We start from the raw sequence: 20,801 nt of genomic DNA, 5'->3' as shown, positions 1-20,801 counted from the left end.
TCAGGTCGCCGGTTGATGCCGGTCGCGCAGCTCGCGCTTGAGGATCTTGCCCGCTGCCGAGATCGGCAATGCCTCGACCACCTCGATGCTGCGGGGCACCTTGTAGCCGGCGATCCGTGTGCGCACGTGGGCGACGAGCTCGGAGGTGGCGGGGGTGGGGACGTCCGGGGCGAGTACGACCACCGCGTGGACGGTCTCGCCCCAGGTCGGATCCGGGATGCCGATCACGGCACAGGAGTGCACGGCCGGATGACTGGCCAAGGCGTTCTCCACCTCGGCGGAGAAGACGTTCTCCCCGCCCGTGATGATCATGTCCTTGAGTCGGTCGACGAGGTAGAGGTAGCCGTCCTGGTCCATCCGCGCCGCATCGCCGGTGTGCATCCACCCCTCGACGATCGTCTCGGCCGTGAGCTCGGGAAGGTTCCAGTAGCCGAGCATCACCTGGTCGGCACGGACGACGACCTCGCCGACCTCGCCGCGGGGCACCTCGGCCCCCGACGCGTCGACGACCTTGACCTCGCACAGCGGCACCGCGCGGCCCGCCGAGCGCAGGAGGTGCCCTCCGATGCGGTGGTCGCGGCGTCCGAGGAGGCTGATGATCCCGGTCTCGGTCATGCCGTAGCCCTGGGCGATGCCGGTCCCGGGGAAGGCCTCGAGGGCTCGCTCGAGCAGGGTCTCGGAGATCGGCGAAGCGCCGTACCCGAGGGTCCAGACGCTGCTCAGGTCGTACGACGCGCGGTCGGGGTGGTCGAGCACGCGTTGCAGCATCGTCGGGACCAGGGTGATGCGCGAGACCCGGTGACGCTCGATCAGCTGGAGCACCTCCAGCGGGTCGAACGTCGGCAGGAAGACGAATGCGCCGCCGAGGAGGTGCTGTTGCACCCATCCCTGGACGGCGGCCATGTGGAACATCGGCGCGGCGATCAGGACGACGCCGTCGGGCAGGCACGACGGCTCGGCCGCCTGGGAGGTCAACGCCGACGTCATCAGCCCGCGGTGGCTCATCATGACGCCCTTGGGGTTGCCGGTGGTGCCGCCGGTGTAGAAGACGGCGGCGAGGGTGTCGTCCCCGACCCTCAGATCCTCGACCGGGTCGGAGCCGGCGATCAGCTCCTCGTACGGCACGGTCCCGTCCGGTGCCTCGCCATCGCCGCAGTAGATGACGGCGCGAAGGGTGGCGCCCGTGGCGAGGAGCTCGGGGACGACGTGGAGGAAGGCGTCGTCGACCAAGAGGATCTCGGAGCCCGCGTCGTGCAGCGAGTAGACGATCTCGGCGACGCTCCAGCGGATGTTGACCGGGTTGATCGCGGCGCCCGACCACCAGGTCGCGAAGAACGTCTCGTGGTAGCGGTCCGAGTTCAGGGCGAGGATCGCCACTCGGTCGCCCGGCGCGACGCCGAGGCTCTGGAATCCGCTGGCGAGCCGGCTCACCCGGTCGTAGACCTCGGTGGCGGTGCGCTGGCGCGCGCCGCAGACGGTGAGGGTCCGCGTCGGTGCGTGGGAGACGGCCTGGTGCAGCGTCTGAGTGAGGTACATCAGCTCTTGTTCCTTCGGTTAGTCAAGATTCACTTTCGTACAAGTCCCACTCCTTTGTCAATGAGCGCCATGGCGACGACGCCGACCCGGTGCCGGGTGGAACGTCACTCGGCGTCGCCTGGCGCACGTATCACCTGATGAGGGTGATCTCGCTGCGAGGACTGCGGGAGATCGTGGTCGGACCGACCCGGCACGACTCAGGGAGCAGAGACAGTGGGCACTTCCGACGACCTCCAGCGCGGCGCTCTTCCGATCGCCGACCTCGCCTATACGGGCACCGTCACCTATGACGCGACCGACCCGGACACGTCCTTTCCGAAGATCGAGCGACTCCTGCCGCCTCAGGGTGCACCGAACGTGCTGGTGGTGCTGATCGACGATGTCGGGTTCGGCGCGTCCAGCGCCTTCGGCGGTCCGGTCCAGACGCCGAACTTCGAGCGGGTCGCCGCCGCCGGCCTGAAGTACACCCGCTTCCACACCACCGCGCTCTGCTCACCGACCCGTGCCGCCCTGCTGTCCGGGCGCAACCACCACACCGTCGGCATGGGTGGCATCACCGAGATCGCCACCAGCGCCCCCGGCTACAGCTCGCTGCGGCCCAACACCTGCGCACCGCTCGCCGAGACCCTCAAGCTCAACGGATACAGCACCGCCCAGTTCGGCAAGTGCCACGAGGTTCCGGTCTGGCAGGCCAGCGCGGTCGGACCGTTCGACGGCTGGCCGAGCCCCGGCAACGGCTTCGAATACTTCTACGGGTTCATCGGCGGCGAGACGAACCAGTGGTACCCGGCGATCTACGAGGGCACCACACCGGTCGAGCCGTGGGGTACGCCGGAGGAGGGCTACCACTTCATGGCCGACATGACCGACAAGGCGATCGCCTGGACGCGGCAGCAGAAGTCGATGGCGCCGGACAAGCCGTTCTTCACCTACTTCGCGCCCGGCGCGACCCACGCACCGCACCACGTGCCGACCGAGTGGGCCGACAAGTACGCCGGGCAGTTCGACCAGGGCTGGGACGAGCTGCGCATGGAGACCTTCGCCCGTCAGCTCGAGCTCGGCGTGATCCCGCGGGACGCCGTCCTGACCGAGCGCAGTCCCGGCATCCCGGCCTGGGAGGAGATGAGCGAGACGCTCAAGCCCGCCCTGCGCCGCCAGATGGAGGTCTATGCCGGCTTCCTCGCCTACACCGACCACCACGTCGGCCGGCTGCTCGACGCCCTCGAGGAGCTCGAGGCACTCGACGACACGCTGGTCTACGTGATCATCGGCGACAACGGCGCCAGCGCCGAAGGGTCGCTGCACGGCACCACCAACGAGGGCTTCACGATCAACCACATGAACGAGATCGAGGACGAGGAGTACGTCGCGGCGCACATCGCGGACCTCGGCACGCCCTCGTCGTACAACCACTATGCGGTGGGCTGGGCGCATGCCATGGACACGCCGTACCAGTGGACCAAGCAGGTGGCCTCGCACTGGGGCGGCACCCGCAACGGCACCATCGTCAGCTGGCCCTCCGGCATCGCAGCCCGAGGCGAGATCCGCCACCAGTTCGCGCACGTCATCGATGTCGCGCCGACAGTGCTGGAGGCGGCCGGCATCCCCGAGCCGGTGACCGTGCACGGTGTCACGCAGCGGCCCTACGAGGGGACGGCGATGAACTACTCGTTCAACGATGCGGACGCCGAGGAGCGGCACGTCACGCAGTACTTCGAGATGGTCGGCAACCGGGCGATCTACCACAAGGGCTGGACGGCTGTCGCCAAGCACAAGGACCCGTGGCTGCCCTCGACGCACGGTCTGGACGAGGACGTCTGGGAGCTCTACGACATCGAGGCGGACTGGACCCAGTCGCACGACCTCGCCGCCGAGGAGCCGGAGCGGCTGGCGCACCTCCAGCAGCTCTTCCTCATCCAGGCCGCCCGGTTCAACGTGCTGCCGCTGGACATCCGTACGGCGGAGCGGTTCAACCCCGACCTCGCCGGCCGGCCGGCGCTGATCACCGCGGACACCCAGACGTTCTACCCCGGCATGCGGCGGATGAGCGAGAACTCCACGATCAACATCAAGAACAAGTCCTGGACGGTCGCCGCGGCGGCCTCCATCCCCGAGGGCGACCCGCTGACCGGGGTGGTCATCGCCCAGGGCGGCGCCTACGGCGGCTGGAGCTTCTACGCCCACGAGGGCACGCTGCGGTTCGCCTACAACCTGCTCGGGATCAACGTCGACATCGTCGCCTCCGAGGGCACGGTGCCGGCCGGCGAGCACGAGCTGCGCGCGCACTTCGCCTACGACGGCGGCGGGGTCGCCAAGGGCGGCACGGTCAGCCTGTTCGTCGACGACGAGAGGATCGGCGAAGGACGGGTGGAGCGGACCATCCCCTTCCAGTTCACCTTCGACGAGACCGTCGACGTGGGGTGCGACCTCGCCTCCCCGGTGTCGACTGACTACGAGGCTCGGGGCAACGAGTTCAGTGGGGAGCTGAAGAAGGTCGTCATCTCACTGGGTGACGACGACCACAGCCACCTCATCGACCCCGAGCACCACTACCAGGTGGCGATGCTCAAGCAGTGAGCCCCGCATCGCCCCGTTCGCTCACGCGACGAGACGCCGGGCACGCGAGTAGTGTGGATGGTACCGACGGCTCCTGTATGGAGAATGTGTCTTCGTCGTCTTCGGTGCTTGGATCCGGTCGTGCGGCCGGGGGCGGGTCGGGCGACCTTGGAAGAAGCGACCGTCGTACGACACGACACCTCCATCCCGCAGCCCCACGGTCTCCGGGTGCGGGAGGTGGCCGTTCGCATCGCCTCGAGCCTGATGCTCGCCGTGATCGTCCCGGCGACGTTGCTGTGGGCGATGGTCGAGCTCTTCAACGTGACGGTCGCGGTACTGGTCTGCCTGGCCTGGATGCTGCTTGCGATGGGTTGGCGCTACGCCACGAAGCGACCGGTCTCCGGGCTGCTCCTGCTGAGCCTGGGGATCTTGACGATCAAGACGGCGTTCACGCTCATCACGGGCAGCAGCTTCGTCTACTTCGTCCAGCCGGTCTTCGGCGATCTCGCGGTCTCGACGATCTTCCTCGGCTCCCTGTGGACGTCGCGCCCGATCATCGCTCGGCTCGCTCCGGACTTCTACCCGATGAGCGCCGCTGTCGCCGATCGCCCCGAGATCCGGGCCCACTTCTGGCGACTCACGCTGCTGTGGGGCCTGGTGATCCTGGTCAAGGGCGCCATCACGCTGTGGCTGCTGGAGTCGCTGTCCACGGCGAACTTCCTCCTCATCAAGGGCGGCGCGATCATCACCCTGACGCTGACCGCGGTGGTCGTCACCATCGCGTGGTCCTACGTGGTGGTGCGCCAGCAGGGCCTGTTGCATCGTCCCGCGACCACCGGCGGTGAATCCGTCGCGTGACCCCTCAGCCCCCGACGCGGTACGGCTTCACCGCGGAGGCTGACGACGCGAAGTCGCTGCCGCCCAGGTAGTGCGCCCGTACGTGGTGGGTGCCCACGCTCGCGCGGGGGAGCCGTACCCGGATCCACGCGCCGGCGTCGGCCGCGGTGATGCTGACCGTCCTGACCGCCTTGCCGTCGACCAGGATGCGCACCGTGCCGGCCGTGGCCGGGCGCACCTTGACCCGCACCACGGGCCGTCGCCCGCGCCGGACGGTGCGGTCCACCAGCCTCAGGGTCGTGCTCGTGGTCCTCGGGGTCGTCGAGGTCGTGCCCGACGAGGGCGGGGCGGCCGGGCCTCCCGGGCCTGCGCCCGATCCACCGGGCGCGCCGCCCGGGGCCGAGCCGCTGGTCGGTGTCGTGGTGGTGTCCACGCCGGCGACGAGGGTGGCGGTGTAGCCCGACGTGGTGTTGCCCGTGATCGCCGGCAGTTGGCTGACCCCGCTGTCGTCGCTGAAGACGTTGTCGGTCGCCAGGGAGATCTGGGCGTAGTTGGCGACCGAGGCGCTGTAGCGGCTGTCGGCGAAGACGACCTTGTTGGTGCTGTCCGGCATCGCCATCTGTGAGGTCGCGATCGCGTTGGTCGAGTCGGCGACCGAGGCCAGGTCGGGGTAGACCTCGAAGTGGATGTGCGGCCAGCGGCCCGAGTAACACGCGGGGTAGATCGAGGTGAACGTGACGATGCCGTCGTCGTCGGCGACCTGGACGCCCCGCAGGTAGGTGTAGTTCTCGACTCCGGAGGAGTACATCGAGTAGCGGCCCTGGGAGTCGCAGTGCCAGACGTAGACGGCGACGCCGGCGAAGGGCGCGTTGCCGTTCGCCATGTCGACGATCTGCAGCGAGAACGTCAGCGGGACGCCGGTGGCGGTGGCGCTGCCGTCCAGGTTGGACCGGATGTCGCTGCGCACGATGCCGGTCTTCTCCAGGAAGTCGGGACCGTTGGAGCCGTCGCCCGGGTACGGGCCGGCGGTCTCGTCGGGGATCTCCTTGCTGACCGCGATGGCGGCACCGGCGGCCTGTGCGCTGGGCAGCTTCACGCCGGTGGCGAGCAGCGTCGCGCCGCCGGCGCCGAGGCCGATGACGGCGAGCATGCGGCGGCGCGTGAGGACGGTCTGGATGTCGAAGTGCGCACCCTGGTCGACGACGTCCTCGTCGGGTCGGTGCAGGAGGCGCCCCTCGTACGAGGGGCCGCGCGGGGTCTGGTCGGGCTGCGGCGTGTTGCTCATGGCGGTCTCCCCATGGGTCGGTGGTGACCGCCATGCTTCAGCGCGAGCCTGGAAGCAGCGTGAGACGAGCCTGAAGAGTTGGCACGGCTAGCTCGCGGTGAAGCCGGAGAACGCCTTCGCGAACGCGTACGGGCCCTGGCTCACCCCCGAGCAGGTGTCGGACCCGACGGTCCCGGGGCAGGCTCCGTTGTCGCGCTGCAGCGCCCAGAAGGACAGCAGGCCGAGGTGTTTGCTGCTCGCCCAGCGCCGCACGGTCGCGGCGTCGGCGAGGGTGAAGGTCTCGTCGGCTCCGTGGTCGTCGATGCCGGGCATCTCGGTGACCCCGACCATCGCCCACAGCTGGGCGTCGGTCTTTCTCGGCCACAGGGACCTCAGCTGCCGCTGCACGGCGGTGGCGGCGTCGATGGTGTCCTGGGCCATCTCGTGCCGCGCCCCGTCGTAGTAGTCGAAGGTCATCACGTTCACGATCGCGACGGGGACGCCGTTGCTCACCGCGGAGTGCAGCAGGGCGAGGCTGTCGTCCAGGAGGCCGTAGGTGGCGACCGGGAGCGTGTACTGGACGTCGAGGGGGCGGTGGGACGCCGCTGCCCAGGCCGCGACCTTGGCGAGGGCCCGGTTGCGCCGCTCGATGCCGGCGCGGTTGTTCAGCGACGCACCCTCGATGTCGAAGTCGATGCGCCTGAGGTCGTAGAGCCCGATGACCCGCTCGAGCTCGGCGGCGATGGCATCGACGCTGGTGCAGGAGTCGGCCAGCTCGTCCATCCGGGCCGATCCGGCGCCTCCGCCGAACGACATGATCACGTCTCCGCCGCTCGCCCGGACCTGCGCGATGCCGTCGGCGAAGACACCGCCCTTCTCCGCCGCGCCGACGTCGCGCCACAGCAGGGTGCAGGAACCCGATCCGGCCGTCTCGAGGAAGCCGATGTCCACGTAGCGGGCACCGGATGCCACGGTCGTGGCCGCGAGGTCGGTGCCTCGGTAGGACTGGAAGTACGGCGCGAACAGCTGCCGCGGTAGGCCGGAGCCGGTGTTGCCACCTGCGGAGGGCGTCGTGACGGCGTGGGAGAACCTCGCGCGCAGAGCCGCCCACGTACGCCGGTCGACCCGCCCGGTCCGTGGAAGTCGGTGGGCCCGCTGGAACGCCCTGACGGCACGACGGGTCGACCGGCCGAAGTGACCGTTCGCCGGGTGGACCTTCAGATACCTCTGGACGACCCTGGTGGCGGCGTTCGTCTGCCCGAATCGGAGGGTCCGCTTCTCGTAGGGCGCGAAGGGATCGACGATCCTGGTGGTGCCCGTGCGGTGCGACGTCGGTGCGATCTCGCCGCGGGCCGGTAGGACGAGCAGCGCCGCGCAGGTCACGATGACGGCGATCGCCGCCGCGACCATGGCGGCGGCGGGCGTGGTGGCCGTCCGGCCGGTGGTGCTGTGCATGCTGATCCCTCCGTCCCACCCGTCGGGGAGATCCTAGGAGTCAGCGTGCTCGGGGGAGCACAGAAGCCCGGCACGGGCCAGCGGGTGCTGCCGGCCGTGCCGGGCCTCTGGGTCTGGGGGAGGTCAGCGGATCAGGGCGTCCAGGTTGTTGTAGACCTCGGAGGAGCCCTGGATCACGCGGCTGCGCTGTCCGTCGATCGCGACCATCTCCTCGCCCTGGACGGTGATCCGGCGGACCTCGCGCAGGTTGAGTCCGAAGTCGGCGACGCCGTAGTGCTGGGTGGCCCGGTTGTCCCAGATGGCGATGTCGCCCGGGGTCCAGGCCCAGCGGATGGTGTTCTCCAGCTTGGTCACGCGGTCCTGCAGCAGGTTGAACAGGATCGCGCTCTCCTTGTCGTTGAAGCCGACGAACTTCTTGATGAAGTGGCCCAGCTGGAGGACGCGCTCGCCGCTCTCCGGGTGGATGCGCACGACGGGGTGCTCGGTCTTGTAGATGGATGACTGGAACTGGCCACGGTCGAAGATCTTGCTCGAGCCGGGAGCCTTGCCCTCGCCCGCCTCGCTCTCGAGACCGGGGGCCTCGCCGGCCTCCTCCATCTGCTCGGCGTACTTCGCGTAGTCGAACTCGTTGGTGTGCAGTGCCCACAGGCCGTCGACGAGCGCCTTCAGAGCATCCGGCAGGTCGGCGTACGCGGTGGCGCCGTTCGCCCAGACCGTGTGGCCGCCGTACTCCGGCACCGTCTCGCCGCGCAGCACCGAGAACGCCGGCGGGCGATCGACGAACGTCACGTCGGTGTGCCAGGAGTTGGCGGCCATGCCGCGGGTCGCCTTCAGCGACAGCACCCGGGCGCTGCCGGTGTTGACCGTCGGGTGCGCCGTGGTGAGGGGTCCGAGCCGCTCGGCGAAGGCGATCTGGGTGTCGTCGTCCAGGAACTGGTCGTGGAAGAACACCACCTTGTGCTCCACGATCGCCGCCCGGATCTGCGCCACCGTCTCGGCCGGGAGGTCGCCGGAGAGCGTCACGCCCTCGATGAGCGCACCGATGTTGTGCGTCAGCTTCTTGACGGTGATGGCCGGGGCCTGGGTCTCGGTCACCCGATCGCGATCGATGCTGATGGTCATGGAGCGTCCCTCTCTCGGAGTCTTGATCGTCGTGCGGGGTCACCGCTGACTTTCTCTAGTATCTTGATAGAGATTGAGCCCGACAAGGGATTCGATCACCGTGAGAACAACCCGCGCGATCCGGAGGACGCCCATGTCACGACTGCCCGAGCGGATCCTGCCGACGTTCACGCTGATGCGCGGGCGCTTCGGCCCGCCTGCCGCCCAGGTGTTCGAGCAGGTCCGCGCCGGCGCAGTGGCCTCGCGCGACGACATCGCCGCCGGAAGTGGGCTGAGCGTCGCGACCGTGGGCCGGGCGGTCACCTCGCTGATCGAGGCCGGCGTGCTGCGCGAGCGCGGCGACCTGGTCCGCGAAGGCGCCATCGGGCGGCCGGGCGTGCCCCTCGAGATCGACCGTGACGGGCACCTCGTCATCGGATTCACCATCGGCCGCGCCGAGACGACCGTCGCCCTGGGGGACCTCACCGGTCGCGTGGTCGCCCATGCCTCCGTGCCGCACGACCGGGCGGGCGGGCCTGTCCCCGACGTCCTGAGCAGGGCCGCCGCACGGCTCCTGGGCAGGGTGCCGGGGCGTCGGCCGATCTCGGTGGGCCTGGTGGCGCAGTGGCACGAGGTAGGGCTCGGGTCCGAGGCCTTCGCCGCCGAGCTGCACGAGCTGACCGCCCTGCCGGTACGCGCCGGCGACCGGGTCGCGGCGAGCGCCGGTGCTCACCACATGCAGCAGCGCGGCAGCAATCGGGGCACGGCCCTCTACGTGTACGGCGGCGACACCTTCGGGTTCACCGTGGTCGCCGACCGGGCCACCCGCGTCGAGATCTACCGGGGGAGCAACCTCGGGCACTTCCCGGTCCGGGCCGACGTGGCGTGCCCGTGCGGGCGACTCGGCTGCCTGCAGGCGACCGCCGGCGACCTGGAGGTCGCCGGGGCGCTGCACCTCGCGGCGCTCATCCCCGCTCCGACGATCGAGGCGGTCTACGCCGCGGCCGGAGACCCGGAGGTGCTCGCCGTCCTACGGCAGCGCGCCCGCCACCTGGGCGAGGCAGTGGCGATCGTGCGCGACATGTACGTGACGGCCGACTCGATCCTGGACCGCGTCGTCCTCCTGGGCGGTGCATTCAACGGCTGCGCCGAGGTCCTCGAGGACGTCGTCGAGGCCTACGAGCGCTCCCGGCCGTACGCCGACGTCCCGATCGTCTTCGCTCGTGCCGGAGCGACCGGGGCCGCGGCGGCATGCGCCGTCGGGCTCGGGCCCGTCATCGAGGACCCGTTGGCCGTGATCGCGGGCGAACCGGCCGACCGGGACCGCGGCCGCCCGATGCCGTCGACCGCGGCAGCCGGCTGACGACTGCGCGCGCTGCCAGCAGGCGACCCTGGCGCCGACGTCGCCGGGCTGCGAGGATCGCTGGAATGGACCTGTCGGTGAGCAGCCTGGTGCTGGTCGCTGCCGCGGCCACTGCCGCGCCGCTGTGCGGGAGCCTGCTCGCCCGGTGGGTGGCGATCCCGCTGGTGGTCTTCGAGATCGCGTTCGGGATCGTGCTCGGTCCGCAGGTGGTCGGCTGGATCAGCGTCGATCCGTACATCGACTTCCTCGGCACCTTCGGCCTGGCGATGCTCTTCCTGCTCGCCGGCTACGAGATCGACTTCCGGGCCGTCCGGGGTCGGCCGCTGCGGCTGTCGGCGCTGGCGTGGCTCGGCTCGCTGGTCGCCGGGGTGGCGCTGGGGCTCCTGCTGAGTCCGACCGCGGCGGCGGGCGTCATGGTGGGGATCTGCCTGACCAGCACCGCGCTCGGGACGATCATGCCGGTGATCCGCGATGCGGGGGAGCTGCAGACCCCGTTCGGGACCTCGCTGCTCGCGATCGGAGCGGTCGGGGAGTTCGGACCGCTGATCGCGGTCGCCCTCTTCCTGAGCGGGCGCAGCCCGGGGCGGGCGGGTCTCATCCTGGTCACGTTCGCGGCGCTGATCGGCGTCGCCGTCTATGTCGCGCTGCGCTACGAGCATCTGCGGGTGCATCGCCTGATCGAGGCGACCCTGCACACCAGCGGGCAGTTCGCGGTGCGCCTGGTCATCCTCATCCTGGCGGCGCTCGCGGGCCTGGCCACGGAGTTCGGGCTGGACATGCTGCTCGGCGCGTTCGCCGCCGGGATCCTGCTGAGCGTGCTGCTCCGCTCCGCCGATCCCGCCGCGTCCCGCATGGTCGAGGCGAAGCTCGATGCCGTCGGCTTCGGATTCCTGGTGCCGGTCTTCTTCATCAACACCGGCGTGACCTTCGACCTCGACGCGCTGCTCGATCACCCGGCGACGCTCGCGCTGGTGCCCACCTTCCTGGTCCTGTTCCTCCTCGTCCGGGGCCTGCCCGCCACCCTGGCCGCACCGCCGGGCACGCCGCTTCGCGAGCGGCTGCCGATCGCCCTCTTCGCTGCGACGGGACTCCCGATCATCGTCGCCGTGACGAGCATCGGTCTCGACCACGGCACGCTGCGGTCCTCGACCGCTGCCGCCCTGGTCGGCGCCGGCATGCTCTCGGTCCTGACCCTCCCGCTGCTCGGCCTGATCGTGCACCGCCGCCAGGCCGGATCGCTGGTGGAGCCGTCCGGCTCTCAGGCCTCGCCGAGCAGCCGGTAGATGGTCTGACGCGCCTGGCGCAGCACGCCCGCGGCCTCGACCGCGTGCTCGGGGCTTCCGGCGACGCGGAGCTGGCGCACGGCGAGGTGGAGCTGCTCCAGCTCGGCGCGCAGGTCGGCGCCCGGGTCCTCGTCGACCTCGGCCGCGAGGCTCGCGAGGGCGGCCGGGTCGGCCTCCGTCCGGCCGGCCTCGGTCAGCTCGTACGCCTTGCGCCCGCCGACCTCGGTGGCCAGCACGAGGCCCTCGTCCTCGAGCAGCTGGAGCATCGGGTAGACCGAGCCGGGGCTCGGTCGCCAACGGCCGTCGGAGGTCTCCTCCAGGCGCTTCATCAGCTGGTAGCCGTTCGCCGGGCCCTCGATCAGGCCCGCGAGCAGCAGTCGTCGGATGTCGCCGTGCCGGCGAGCGCCGCGTCCGCCTCGCCCGCCCGGTCCACGTCCGCCCGGCCCGCGGCGCCCACCGCCGCGAACGTCGCCGCGACCCTCTCGGGCGCCCTCGGGTCGACCGTTCCCGCGCGGCTCGCCGCCGCGTCCTCGATGTCCGTCTCGCCCACCCCGGCGCCCGCGGCGCTCGTCGGAGGGGCCTTCGTCATTGAACTCTTGATCTCTCATGCTTCGACTGTAGCACGATATATCGCATTACAGTCACGATAGTCCTAGCGGAGGTAGGCGCGGAGCTCGATCATCTCGGTCGCGAGGATCTCGCGGAGCCGGGCGTTGTCGCCGTCCTCGGCGAGCCACTGCTCGTACGCGCTGAGCGCCTGGGCCAGGCTGACGTTCCCGACGACGAGGGGCAGGCCGCGGCGGGAGTCGAGGCCCGCGGCGTCGGCCACGAACTCCTCGATCACCGCCCGCCACTGGGTGTAGCGCAGCATCGAGTGGGCGAGCAGGGTCGGCGACTCGAAGATCACCCGCATCCGGTCGCGGTGTGGCGGCTCGGCGTCGTCGGGGAAGGTGTTGAACGCGATCACGCCCTCGTGGACGCGCTGCCACAGCGGCAGGTCCGCCGAGGTGGCGGCGAGCAGGGCCGCGAACTCGCTCAGCGTCCGGTCGAACTGGCCCCATGGGATGTCGTTCTTCGAGGGGTAGTAGCGGGTGATCGTCCGCTGCGAGACCCCGATCCGCTCCGCGATCGCCCCGAGGGTGGTCGCCTCGAAGCCACGGTCGGCGAAGAGCTCGAAGGCGGCCTGCTCGATCTCCGCGTGACTGGTCGCCGCCGGCCGTCCGCGGAGCGTGGAGCCACTCATGGTGCCGGAATCTAGCGCACCCCTTCCTTTTGACCACGGTAGACAATATTGTGGCTGGCGTCACAGCCGCCGAGGAGAGGAGTCGCGCATGAGCAACGAGATCGTCGAGGACCAGGACGAGCTGACCGTGGAGTCGTTGATCGAAGAGGTTTCGATCGACGGCATGTGCGGCGTCTACTGACCCGCCATGACGGACACGATGCTCGACGAGCCGTGGGCCCTGTCGCCCGCGGTGGCGTTGCGACCGGAGCCGTTCGGTGCGCTGGCGTACCACTTCGGCAACCGCAAGCTGACCTTCCTCAAGCGCCCGGAGCTGGTGCGGGTGGTCGAGGCACTCGTCGAGCATCGTGACGTCCGCTCGGCGCTGACGGCAGCTGGTGTGCCGGAGCGGCAGCACGACGCCTACGCGGCCGCCCTGCGCGGCCTGGCCGCGACCGACATGATCCGCCCGCGCGCCGCCGCGGACGAGGAGGAGCAGCAGTGACCATTCTCGAGAGCCCGCCCGTCCGTACGCGCCCGGTGGGCGGTGACCTGCTCCAGCAGTTCGAGCTCGGTCTCGACGCGCCGATCTGTCTGACGTGGGAGCTGACGTATGCGTGCAACCTGTCGTGCGCGCACTGCCTGTCCTCCTCGGGACGACGCGACCCGCGTGAGCTGAGCACCGAGCAGGCCAAGGCGGTGATCGAGGAGCTGGAGCGGATGCAGGTGTTCTACGTGAACATCGGCGGTGGCGAGCCCACGATCCGTCCCGACTTCTGGGAGTTGGTGGAGTACGCGGTCGCCCACCACGTGGGCGTGAAGTTCTCCACCAACGGCGTGCGGATCGATCCCGAGCGCGCCCGCTTCCTCACCTCGCCCGCCCTCGACGGCTACGTCGATGTGCAGATCTCGCTGGACGGCGCCACCGCCGAGGTCAACGACCGGGTCCGCGGCCCGGGCTCCTACGACACCGCGTTGATGGCGCTCGAGCACCTCAAGGCGGCCGGCTTCAAGGACGCCAAGATCTCGGTGGTCTGCACCCGGGAGAACATCGGCCAGCTCGACGCGTTCAAGGAGATCGCCGACCACTACGGCGCCACCCTGCGCCTGACCCGCCTGCGGCCCTCGGGTCGGGGTGCGGATGTGTGGGACGAGCTGCACCCGCTGCCGGAGCAGCAGCGTGAGCTCTACGACTGGCTGCTCGCCCACGGTGAGGGCGTCCTGACCGGCGACTCCTTCTTCCACCTCGCCGCGTTCGGCGAGAGCCTGCCGGGTCTCAACCTGTGTGGTGCGGGCCGGGTGGTGTGCCTGATCGACCCGATCGGCGACGTCTACGCCTGCCCGTTCGCGATCCATGAGGAGTTCCTGGCCGGCAACATCGTCGCCGACGGTGGCTTCGGTCGGGTGTGGCGCAACTCGGAGCTGTTCGCCGAGCTGCGTGCCCCGCAGACCGGCGGAGCGTGCGCCTCGTGCACGTTCTACGACTCGTGTCGTGGCGGCTGCATGGCCGCGAAGTTCTTCACCGGCCTCCCGCTGGACGGCCCCGACCCCGAGTGCGTCCAGGGCCACGGCGAGCACGCGCTGAGCGCCGAGCGGACCGTGCCGGCGGCGAGCCAGGACCACAGCCGCCGAACGCCGACCCGCAACCAGCCCGTCCTGCTACAGCTCGGCCGACGCCCGGATGTCGTCTCGAACCCGATGCCGAACCCCACCGCCGCCCCGGTCTCGCTCTGCGAGGAGAACCCGCTGGCCGGCTTCACCCCCACCACCGTCTGAGGCGGACCACGATGAGCAAGAAGTTCGAGAACCCCTGGAAGCAGAACCCCTGGTTCGAGTCGGTCGCGGTGGCCCAGGAGCGCGCCCGCAGGCGGCTCCCGCAGCCGGTGTACGGCGCCCTGGTGGCCGGCTCCGAGCGCGGTCAGTCGATCGCGGAGAACGAGGCCGCCTTCGCCCGGATCGGCGTCTCGCCGCACGTCGCCGGTCACCAGCCGGAGCGCCAGGTCGGCACGTCGGTCCTCGGCCATGACATCTCCCTGCCGGTCATCATCAGCCCGACCGGCGTGCAGGCGGTGCATCCCGACGGCGAGGTCGCCGTCGCGCGCGCCGCCGCGGCCCGCGGCACGATCATGGGCCTGTCGAACTTCGCCTCCAAGTCGGTCGAGGAGGTCTGCGAGACGGGTGCGAACACCTTCTTCCAGATGTACTGGACCGGCGATCGCGACGTGATGCTCCAGCGGATGGAGCGGGCTCACAAGGCCGGCGCGAACGCGCTCATCGCCACCCTCGACTGGTCGTTCTCGGTCGGCCGCGACTGGGGCAGCCCCGAGATCCCGGAGAAGGTCGACCTCAAGGCGATGGTCCGGCTGGCACCCAAGGTCGTCACCAAGCCGGCCTGGATGTGGGAGTTCGGCAAGGACTTCCGCAAGACGGGCAAGATCCCGGACCTCACCGCGCCGAACCTGGCCCCGCCCAACGGCGGCCCCGCACCGACCTTCTTCGGCGCCTACTACGAGTGGATGTCCACCCCGCCGCCCACCTGGGAGGACGTGGCCTGGATGACCGCGCGGTGGAAGGAGATGACCGGCAAGCCGTTCATGCTCAAGGGCGTGGGCCGAGTCGACGACGCGCGCCGCGCGGTCGACGCCGGGGTCGATGCGATCTCGGTCTCCAACCACGGCGGCAACAACCTCGACGGCACGCCGGCACCGATCCGGATCCTCAAGCCCATCGCCGACACGGTCGGCGACCAGATCGACGTCGTGCTCGACGGTGGCGTACGCCGCGGCTCCGACGTGGTCAAGGCTGTCGCGCTCGGCGCCCGGGCCGTCATGATCGGCCGCGCCTACCTCTGGGGTCTCGCGGCCAACGGCCAGACCGGTGTCGAGAACGTCCTGGACATCATGCGGATGGGCATCGACTCGACCCTGCTCGGCCTGGGTCTGTCCTCGATCCACGAGGTGACGCCGGAGCACCTGCTCATCCCCCACGACTTCATCCTCGCGCTCGGCGAGTGATGGGGAGGGCGAACGGGCGGGCGCGGCGATGAGCATCCTGGCCGACGCGACCTGGCCCGACGTACGTCGCGGCACCACCCTCGTCGTGCCGGTCGGATCGCTCGAGCAGCACGGGCCCCACCTGCCGCTGGACACCGACGCCGTCATCGCCTCGGCGGTGGCGACGCGGGTCGGTGCCGGGCTCGGCGCGGTGGTGGCCCCGGTGCTGGCGTACGGCTCCTCGGGCGAGCACCAGTCGTTCGCCGGGACGGTCTCGATCGGCACGGAGGTGCTGGCGTCGGTCCTGATCGAGATGGTCCGCTCCGCGGCCACCTGGGCCGATCGCACGCTCTTCGTCAACGGCCACGGGGGCAACGCCGGTGCGGTCCGTGGTGCGTGCCGGCGCCTGACGGACGAGGGGCACCGGGTCGGCTGGGCGCCGTGCGAGTGGGCCACGCACACCCCCGACGGCCTGCCGTGGGACGCCCACGCGGGGCGCTCGGAGACCTCGCTGATGCTGCACCTGCAGCCCGATCGGGTCCTGCTCGACCGCGCCGCCGCCGGCAACACCGAGCCGGTCGCCGACCTGCTGCCGGCGATGATCGCCGGCGGCGTGGCCGCCGTCTCGCCCAACGGGGTGCTCGGCGACCCCGCCGGCGCCACCGCGGCCGAGGGCGCCCGGCTGCTCGACTCGATGGTGGCCGCGAGCATCGACCGGCTGCTCGGCGTCGCGTCATGACCGACTCCGCGCTCGACGCTGTGCGGGACGTGCGGCTGCCGGACGGATTCCGGGTGGTGCTGCGCGAGGACGTCGCCGAGCGCCGCACCGACACGGCGGGCGAGCGGGTGCTGCTCGGCGGCTCCCCGGTCCGCGCCACCCGGCTGAGCCGTCGCGCCCACGAGCTGATGCCCGCCGGCCTGCTCACCGTGACGGACTCCGCGACGGCGGCCATGGCCCGACGGCTCCTCGACGGCAACGTCGCCGACCCCGTGCCCGGCTCTCCGGTCGAGGCGAGTGAGGTCACGGTCGTGATCCCGGTCCGGGACCGACCCGCCCAGCTCGCGCGGTGCCTCCAGGCGCTCGCGGGGCTCGACGTGATCGTCGTCGACGACGCCTCGCACGACCGCGAGGCGGTCCGCCGGGTGGTCGAGCGGTGGGGCGGGCGCCTGGTGCCGCTGCCGGTCAACGTCGGCCCGGCCGGAGCTCGCAACGCCGGTCTCGCGCGGGTCGGCACGCCGTACGTCGCCTTCGTCGACTCCGACGTCACCGTCGCGGCCGCGACGCTGCTCGCCCTCGGTGGCCACTTCGCCGACCCGCTGGTGGCGCTCGTCGGCCCCATCGTCCGCGGCCGGACGACCAGCGCCTCGCCGCGCTGGTTCGAGCGCTACGACGCCGCCTCCTCCTCCCTCGCCCTGGGCGAGCGGTCCTGCTCGGTCGCCGTCGGCGCCGCGGTCGGCTGGCTGCCGAGTGCGTGCCTCGTGGCGCGCACCGACGCGGTGCGCGTGACCGGCTTCGCCGACGAGATGCGGGTGGGGGAGGACGTCGACCTGGTCTGGCGGCTGCTGAAGGCGGGCTGGCGGGTGCGCTACCAGCCCGATCACGCGGCCGACCACGACGTACGGTCGTCGATCCGCGGCTGGCTGGGACGCAAGGTGCTCTACGGGACCGGCGGCGCACCCCTCGCCGAGCGGCATGGCGACGCCGTCGCCGTGGCCCGGCTCTCGCCGCTGATGGCGGCCGCCGGCGCGGGCGTGCTGCTGCGCAGGCCGTGGTCGATCGCCGGGTCGCTCGCGCTCACCGCGTGGGCCGGCCGGACGGTGCACCATGCCCTCCCGCCGGTCGAGCAGCGGCCACGGGTCGCGGCCGCGATGGCGGTGCGAGGGCTGGGCTGGTCGGTGCGGCAGGAGTCGGCGCTGCTGCTGCGGCACTGGTGGCCGGCGGCCGCCGCGGCATGCCTCGTCAGCCGTGGCGCGCGCCGCGCCGCGATCACCGCGCTCGTCGCCGACGCCGTCGTGGCCGCCACCGTCGACCGGGCCCGTCCCGAGCCGGGGCAGCCGGTCGGCCCGATCGTGGTGCTGGTGGGCCGTCGGCTCGACGACCTCGCGTACGGCGCGGGGCTGTGGCTGGGGGCCCTGCGGCACCGCACCTGGCGCCCGCTGGCGCCCGTCCTGCGCGGCACACCACGTTCTCGCAGCTAACCCCTCCACTATCGGGTCATATAAGTATATGATTGGTCTATATCTATCGATGAATGCTCGGAGGATGCCATGGACCCCAGCGTCTGGTTCGTGACGGCTCGGTTCGTCGACTCGCGCCACCCCGACGGGCGACAGCCGCTCGGGGTGCGGCACGCGCGACGAAGCGGCTGCAACTACACGGCCTGCGGGCTCGGCGTGCTCGGCTGGCCGATCTTCTGGCACCTCGCGTTCGAGGTGTCGGAGGAGGTGGAGGCCTGCGCCGACTGTGCCCGCGTCTCCTCGGGCTCCACCCGGCGGCGGGAGCGCGTCGCCTGAGCTCGTCCCCGGCGCCCTGCCCCTAGTTTTTGACCGTCCTTGTCAATATTGTGTCCTGCGTCACAGGCCGATGTTGATCCGGCCCGCACAGAACGTTCCCCGGAGAAGCCCGCATGACCTACGTGATCACCCAGTCCTGCTGCAACGACGCCTCGTGCGTCGACGTCTGCCCGGTCGACTGCATCCACCCGACGCCCAACGAGCCCGGCTTCGGCACCGCCGAGATGCTCTACATCCACCCGGACGACTGCATCGTCTGCGGCGCGTGCGTGGACGTCTGCCCGGTCTCCGCGATCTACCCGGACTACGAGCTTCCCGACCACCTCGGCGACTACCTGATGGTCAACGCGGACTTCTACACCTACGCGGGCAACGACTACGAGCCGGGCTCGCGCCCCGCCGCCGGCGCGAAGATCGACCGGGAGGGCCCGCTGCGAGTCGCCGTCGTCGGCGCCGGTCCGGCCGGGTGGTTCGTCGCCGACGAGCTCACCCGCAGCCGTCGTACGGACGTGCAGGTGACGGTGATCGACCGGCTCGCGGTGCCGTACGGGCTGGTCCGGCACGGCGTCGCCCCCGACCACCTCGAGACCAAGGGCGCTGCCGCGGCCTTCGCCCGGGTGGCGAACTACAAGCAGACCACCGTGCGCCTCGGCGTCGAGATCGGCCGCGACCTGACGCACCACGAGCTGCTGAACACGCACCACGCGGTCGTCTACGCCACCGGTACGCCGCGCGGTCGCACACTCGGACTGCCCGGCGAGGAGCTGCCGGGCAGCGCGTCGGCCGCCGAGTTCGTCGGCTGGTACAACGGCCACCCGGACCACACCGCGCACGAGTTCGACCTCTCGCACGAGCGCGCCGTCATCATCGGCAACGGCAACGTCGCCCTCGACATGGCCCGCCAGCTGCTGCTCCCGAGCGAGCGGTTGCACGAGTCGGAGATCGCGCCGCACGCCCTGGCCGCCCTGGCCGGCTCGGCCGTGGAGGAGGTCGTGGTGGTCGGCCGGCGCGGCGCCGCGTACGCCGCCTTCACCTCGCCCGAGCTGCGGGCGCTGGTGAACGACCCGGACATCGACCTGGTCGTGGAGGCCGCCGATGCCGCCGAGCTCGCCGAGGCGACGGCGGCGATCGACGAGGTCAGCCCGGCGGGCTTCGCCATGCAGCAGAAGGCCGCCCTGCTGACCCGGGCGGCCGGCCGCTCGCGCACCGGCGGCAAGCGGCTCGTCCTGCGCTTCAACCTCACGCCGGCCGAGATCCTCGGCGCGGACCGGGTGACCGGTCTGCGGGGCGCGGCAGGCGAGGAGATCGAGGCAGGTCTGGTGCTGCGCGCCACCGGCTACCTCAGCGACGGCGTCGCCGGGGTGGCCGTCGACGAGACCGCCGGCCGGTTCCGCCACGACAACGGCCGCGTCCTCGACCCGGCGTCCGGCGAGCCCGTCGTCGGGACCTACGCCGCCGGCTGGGTCAAGCGCGGTCCGAGCGGTGTCATCGGCACCAACCGGTCGTGCGCCGCCGAGACCGTGCACAGCCTGCTCGACGACTACGCCGCCGGCCGGCTCGCCGATCCCGACGGCGGCGCCGCCGAGCTGGACGCCGCGCTCACCGAGCGCGGCCTGCCGACCCTCGACATCAAGGGCTGGAAGGTGCTCGACGCCTTCGAGGTCAGCGAGGGCGCGGCCTCCGGCCGCCCCCGGGTCAAGGTCGTCGATGCCGCCGAGCAGCTGCGGATCGCCCAGGCACGCTAACCCCACCCGCTCTCCCACCCACCCGAAAGCCCACCCGAAAGCCCACCCGAAAGCCCACCCGAAAGCCCACCCGAAAGCCCACCCGAAAGCCCACCCGAAAGAAGGAACTCCCATGGCAGGACGCGTCGAGGGCAAGGTCGCCCTCATCACCGGAGCGGCTCGCGGTCAGGGCCGGGCCGAGGCCATCCTCCTGGCCGAGCAGGGTGCCGCGATCATCGCTGTCGACGTCTGCGCCCCGCTGCCGGGCGTCCAGTACGACCCGGCGACCGAGGACGACCTGGCCGAGACCGTGCGTCTCGTCGAGGGTGTCGGCGGCAAGATCATCGCGTCCCGGGCCGACACCCGTGACCGCGCCGCCCTCAAGGCCGCGATCGACGCCGGCGTCGAGGCGTTCGGCAAGCTCGACGTGGTCGTCGCCAACGCCGGGATCATGATCATGAAGGCGTGGGACGACGTCACCCCCGAGGACTTCGCGATCATCCAGGACGTCAACGTCACCGGCACCTGGAACACGATCCAGCTCGCCGCCCCGCACGTCATCGCCGCCGGCGGCGGCTCGATGATCCTGACCAGCTCGGTGGCGGGTCTCAAGGGCCAGCCGTTCCTGTCGCCGTACGTGGCCAGCAAGCACGCCGTCGTGGGCCTGATGAAGGCCTATGCCGCGGAGCTCGCCCAGCACAACGTGCGGGTCAACACGCTGCACCCGACCGGTGTGCTCACCGGCATGGGCAGCGGCGAGGGGATGAGCTCCATCCAGGACCTCTTCGGGAGCAACCCGCGGCTGGGTCCGATGATGATGAACATGCTCGACGTCCCGATCACCATGCCCGAGGACCAGGCCCAGGCCGTCCTGTGGCTGGCCTCGGACGAGTCGAAGTTCGTCACGTCGATGGAGATGAAGGTCGACGCGGGCTGCATCTCCTTCTGAGCCG

At 71.0% G+C, this 20,801-nt stretch carries 20 protein-coding genes; 13 read left to right on the top strand and 7 right to left on the bottom strand.

The window, feature by feature from the left end; genetic code table 11:
• A complete protein-coding gene (locus tag ACZ5L9_RS04140; protein WP_464534261.1) occupies positions 1–1,536 on the bottom strand; it encodes a long-chain-fatty-acid--CoA ligase in 1,536 nt (511 codons plus the stop codon).
• Between the two features lie 213 nt (positions 1,537–1,749).
• On the opposite strand from ACZ5L9_RS04140, the gene ACZ5L9_RS04135 reads away from it, so the two are divergent.
• Both ACZ5L9_RS04135 and ACZ5L9_RS04130 read left to right on the top strand, forming a co-directional pair.
• Positions 1,750–4,113 (top strand): arylsulfatase, encoded by a 2,364-nt coding sequence (locus tag ACZ5L9_RS04135; RefSeq protein ID WP_464534259.1) that lies wholly within the window; start codon positions 1,750–1,752, stop codon positions 4,111–4,113.
• A 216-nt stretch (positions 4,114–4,329) separates the two neighbouring features.
• The gene (locus tag ACZ5L9_RS04130; protein WP_464534257.1) at positions 4,330–4,950 is read left to right on the top strand and encodes a VC0807 family protein; all 621 of its coding nucleotides are present in this window, start codon (positions 4,330–4,332) and stop codon (positions 4,948–4,950) included.
• Between the two features lie 4 nt (positions 4,951–4,954).
• On the opposite strand, the gene ACZ5L9_RS04125 is transcribed toward ACZ5L9_RS04130, so the two are convergent.
• From ACZ5L9_RS04125 to ACZ5L9_RS04115, 3 genes are all read right to left on the bottom strand, one after another.
• Positions 4,955–6,214: an intradiol ring-cleavage dioxygenase gene (locus ACZ5L9_RS04125; protein WP_464534255.1), complete on the bottom strand. Its 1,260-nt coding sequence runs from the start codon at positions 6,212–6,214 to the stop codon at positions 4,955–4,957.
• A gap of 87 nt (positions 6,215–6,301) precedes the next feature.
• A complete protein-coding gene (locus ACZ5L9_RS04120; protein WP_464534253.1) occupies positions 6,302–7,648 on the bottom strand; it encodes a peptidoglycan-binding protein in 1,347 nt (448 codons plus the stop codon).
• Positions 7,649–7,771: 123 nt separating this feature from the next.
• Complete coding sequence (locus ACZ5L9_RS04115) at positions 7,772–8,770, bottom strand: TauD/TfdA dioxygenase family protein (RefSeq protein ID WP_464534251.1); 999 nt, start codon at positions 8,768–8,770, stop codon at positions 7,772–7,774.
• A 133-nt stretch (positions 8,771–8,903) separates the two neighbouring features.
• On the opposite strand from ACZ5L9_RS04115, the gene ACZ5L9_RS04110 reads away from it, so the two are divergent.
• Both ACZ5L9_RS04110 and ACZ5L9_RS04105 read left to right on the top strand, forming a co-directional pair.
• Positions 8,904–10,112, top strand: coding sequence for an ROK family protein (locus ACZ5L9_RS04110; RefSeq protein ID WP_464534249.1), 1,209 nt, complete (start codon positions 8,904–8,906; stop codon positions 10,110–10,112).
• 65 nt (positions 10,113–10,177) lie between these two features.
• The gene (locus tag ACZ5L9_RS04105) at positions 10,178–11,395 is read left to right on the top strand and encodes a cation:proton antiporter (protein ID WP_464534247.1); all 1,218 of its coding nucleotides are present in this window, start codon (positions 10,178–10,180) and stop codon (positions 11,393–11,395) included.
• On the opposite strand, the gene ACZ5L9_RS04100 is transcribed toward ACZ5L9_RS04105, so the two are convergent.
• From ACZ5L9_RS04100 to ACZ5L9_RS04090, 3 genes are all read right to left on the bottom strand, one after another.
• Complete coding sequence (locus tag ACZ5L9_RS04100; RefSeq protein ID WP_464534244.1) at positions 11,371–11,724, bottom strand: PadR family transcriptional regulator; 354 nt, start codon at positions 11,722–11,724, stop codon at positions 11,371–11,373. The genes ACZ5L9_RS04105 and ACZ5L9_RS04100 overlap by 25 nt on opposite strands.
• A gap of 29 nt (positions 11,725–11,753) precedes the next feature.
• Complete coding sequence (locus ACZ5L9_RS04095; protein ID WP_464534242.1) at positions 11,754–11,984, bottom strand: hypothetical protein; 231 nt, start codon at positions 11,982–11,984, stop codon at positions 11,754–11,756.
• A gap of 63 nt (positions 11,985–12,047) precedes the next feature.
• Positions 12,048–12,638 (bottom strand): acyl-CoA-like ligand-binding transcription factor, encoded by a 591-nt coding sequence (locus ACZ5L9_RS04090; RefSeq protein ID WP_464534239.1) that lies wholly within the window; start codon positions 12,636–12,638, stop codon positions 12,048–12,050.
• A gap of 88 nt (positions 12,639–12,726) precedes the next feature.
• On the opposite strand from ACZ5L9_RS04090, the gene mftA reads away from it, so the two are divergent.
• The 9 genes from mftA (at position 12,727) to ACZ5L9_RS04045 (ending at position 20,797) form a co-directional block, all read left to right on the top strand.
• Entirely contained in the window at positions 12,727–12,819 is a 93-nt protein-coding gene (gene mftA / locus ACZ5L9_RS04085; protein WP_464534236.1) for a mycofactocin precursor MftA, read from the top strand.
• A 6-nt stretch (positions 12,820–12,825) separates the two neighbouring features.
• Entirely contained in the window at positions 12,826–13,122 is a 297-nt protein-coding gene (gene mftB / locus ACZ5L9_RS04080) for a mycofactocin biosynthesis chaperone MftB (protein WP_464534234.1), read from the top strand.
• Positions 13,119–14,393, top strand: a complete 1,275-nt coding sequence (gene mftC / locus ACZ5L9_RS04075; RefSeq protein WP_464534231.1) for a mycofactocin radical SAM maturase — start codon at positions 13,119–13,121, stop codon at positions 14,391–14,393. The genes mftB and mftC overlap by 4 nt, the downstream gene beginning before the upstream one ends.
• 11 nt (positions 14,394–14,404) lie before the next feature.
• Positions 14,405–15,631 (top strand): pre-mycofactocin synthase MftD, encoded by a 1,227-nt coding sequence (gene mftD / locus ACZ5L9_RS04070; protein ID WP_464534229.1) that lies wholly within the window; start codon positions 14,405–14,407, stop codon positions 15,629–15,631.
• 28 nt (positions 15,632–15,659) lie between these two features.
• Positions 15,660–16,349 carry a mycofactocin biosynthesis peptidyl-dipeptidase MftE gene (gene mftE / locus ACZ5L9_RS04065; RefSeq protein WP_464534227.1) on the top strand — a complete coding sequence of 230 codons (690 nt, stop codon included), beginning with the start codon at positions 15,660–15,662 and terminating at the stop codon, positions 16,347–16,349.
• Positions 16,346–17,809: a mycofactocin biosynthesis glycosyltransferase MftF gene (gene mftF / locus ACZ5L9_RS04060; protein ID WP_464534225.1), complete on the top strand. Its 1,464-nt coding sequence runs from the start codon at positions 16,346–16,348 to the stop codon at positions 17,807–17,809. Before mftE ends, mftF begins: the two co-directional genes overlap by 4 nt.
• A gap of 69 nt (positions 17,810–17,878) precedes the next feature.
• The gene (locus tag ACZ5L9_RS04055) at positions 17,879–18,124 is read left to right on the top strand and encodes a hypothetical protein (RefSeq protein ID WP_464534223.1); all 246 of its coding nucleotides are present in this window, start codon (positions 17,879–17,881) and stop codon (positions 18,122–18,124) included.
• Between the two features lie 113 nt (positions 18,125–18,237).
• Positions 18,238–19,869 carry an FAD-dependent oxidoreductase gene (locus tag ACZ5L9_RS04050; protein WP_464534220.1) on the top strand — a complete coding sequence of 544 codons (1,632 nt, stop codon included), beginning with the start codon at positions 18,238–18,240 and terminating at the stop codon, positions 19,867–19,869.
• Between the two features lie 112 nt (positions 19,870–19,981).
• Positions 19,982–20,797, top strand: a complete 816-nt coding sequence (locus tag ACZ5L9_RS04045) for a mycofactocin-coupled SDR family oxidoreductase (RefSeq protein WP_464534217.1) — start codon at positions 19,982–19,984, stop codon at positions 20,795–20,797.
• The last annotated feature ends 4 nt before the right edge of the window (positions 20,798–20,801 follow it).

It is taken from the genome of Nocardioides sp. JCM 18998 (assembly GCF_055391535.1).
Note: the sequence above shows the minus strand (reverse complement) of the source record. Positions and strands in the feature narration are given on the sequence as shown.

Bases quoted from the DNA above. Each gene is read 5' to 3' on its own strand.
- ACZ5L9_RS04140 (WP_464534261.1), bottom strand. From the start codon at position 1,536: ATGTACCTCACTCAGACGCTGCACCAGGCCGTCTCCCACGCACCGACG.
- ACZ5L9_RS04105 (WP_464534247.1), top strand. From the start codon at position 10,178: ATGGACCTGTCGGTGAGCAGCCTGGTGCTGGTCGCTGCCGCGGCCACT.
- ACZ5L9_RS04095 (WP_464534242.1), bottom strand. From the start codon at position 11,984: ATGACGAAGGCCCCTCCGACGAGCGCCGCGGGCGCCGGGGTGGGCGAG.
- mftE (WP_464534227.1), top strand. From the start codon at position 15,660: ATGAGCATCCTGGCCGACGCGACCTGGCCCGACGTACGTCGCGGCACC.
- ACZ5L9_RS04090 (WP_464534239.1), bottom strand. From the start codon at position 12,638: ATGAGTGGCTCCACGCTCCGCGGACGGCCGGCGGCGACCAGTCACGCG.
- ACZ5L9_RS04050 (WP_464534220.1), top strand. From the start codon at position 18,238: ATGACCTACGTGATCACCCAGTCCTGCTGCAACGACGCCTCGTGCGTC.
- mftD (WP_464534229.1), top strand. From the start codon at position 14,405: ATGAGCAAGAAGTTCGAGAACCCCTGGAAGCAGAACCCCTGGTTCGAG.
- ACZ5L9_RS04125 (WP_464534255.1), bottom strand. From the start codon at position 6,214: ATGAGCAACACGCCGCAGCCCGACCAGACCCCGCGCGGCCCCTCGTAC.
- ACZ5L9_RS04045 (WP_464534217.1), top strand. From the start codon at position 19,982: ATGGCAGGACGCGTCGAGGGCAAGGTCGCCCTCATCACCGGAGCGGCT.
- ACZ5L9_RS04100 (WP_464534244.1), bottom strand. From the start codon at position 11,724: ATGAAGCGCCTGGAGGAGACCTCCGACGGCCGTTGGCGACCGAGCCCC.
- mftF (WP_464534225.1), top strand. From the start codon at position 16,346: ATGACCGACTCCGCGCTCGACGCTGTGCGGGACGTGCGGCTGCCGGAC.
- mftA (WP_464534236.1), top strand. From the start codon at position 12,727: ATGAGCAACGAGATCGTCGAGGACCAGGACGAGCTGACCGTGGAGTCG.
- mftB (WP_464534234.1), top strand. From the start codon at position 12,826: ATGACGGACACGATGCTCGACGAGCCGTGGGCCCTGTCGCCCGCGGTG.
- ACZ5L9_RS04055 (WP_464534223.1), top strand. From the start codon at position 17,879: ATGGACCCCAGCGTCTGGTTCGTGACGGCTCGGTTCGTCGACTCGCGC.
- ACZ5L9_RS04110 (WP_464534249.1), top strand. From the start codon at position 8,904: ATGTCACGACTGCCCGAGCGGATCCTGCCGACGTTCACGCTGATGCGC.
- ACZ5L9_RS04115 (WP_464534251.1), bottom strand. From the start codon at position 8,770: ATGACCATCAGCATCGATCGCGATCGGGTGACCGAGACCCAGGCCCCG.
- ACZ5L9_RS04120 (WP_464534253.1), bottom strand. From the start codon at position 7,648: ATGCACAGCACCACCGGCCGGACGGCCACCACGCCCGCCGCCGCCATG.